Origin of the sequence: Mycolicibacter senuensis (genome assembly GCF_003284925.1) — a bacterium.
Classification (GTDB): Bacteria; Actinomycetota; Actinomycetes; order Mycobacteriales; family Mycobacteriaceae; genus Mycobacterium; species Mycobacterium algericum_A.
Window position 1 is genome coordinate 1 of the sequence record NZ_QMEX01000304.1, and the last position, 773, is coordinate 773.

1 protein-coding gene is annotated in these 773 nt (G+C 64.6%); it reads left to right on the forward strand.

The genetic code is table 11. The features are described 5' to 3' along the window. Window positions 1-744, forward strand: a 744-nt coding sequence (locus DQP56_RS24310) for an IS3 family transposase (protein WP_112689630.1), incomplete at its 5' end; no start/stop codon positions are given. Window positions 745-773: the final 29 nt, after the last annotated feature.

The window sequence follows — 773 nt, forward strand, 5'->3', positions numbered from 1 at the left end:
ACCCCGCCGCCGATCACCACCGAGGAAGCCGAGCTACGGGCCTGGCTGCGGAAGTTCTCCACCGACCGGCCACGGTGGGGCTGGCGGCGAGCAGCGATCGCAGCCCGAAAGGAGGGCTGGGAGGTCAACAACAAGCGCATCCGCAGGTTGTGGCGTGACGAAGGCTTGCGAGTTCCGCAGCGCCGCAGGAAGAAACGGCTGACCGGTGTCGGTGTCACGGTCGGGGCGATGTCCCCGATACGCCCGAACGTGATCTGGGCGATGGACTTCGCCTTCGACACCACCGTCGACGGGCGCAGGATCAAGATGCTCAACGTGATCGATGAGTTCACCCGTGAAGCGCTGGCTATCGAAGTCGATCGATCTATCGACGCCGACGGAGTCGTCGACGTCCTGGACCGCCTCGCCGCCCAACGCGGGGCGCCGGTCTACGTGCGCTTCGACAACGGTCCCGAATTCGTCGCCCACGCCGTGAACGACTGGTGCCGATTCAACGGGACCGGATCACTGTTCATCGACCCCGGCTCGCCCTGGCAGAACGCCTTCATCGAATCGTTCAACGGCCGCCTGCGCGATGAACTGCTCAACGCGTGGCGCTTCGACTCTCTGCTGGAAGCCCGCGTGATCATCGAAGATTGGAGGACCGACTACAACACCAACCGACCGCATTCGGCCCACCGCGGATTCAGCCCAGCTGAGTTCGCCCTACAGTGGACCACGACCCACCAACCCCAAGCCGCATAGCGACTGGACCACCAAACGGGTCCCCCTCA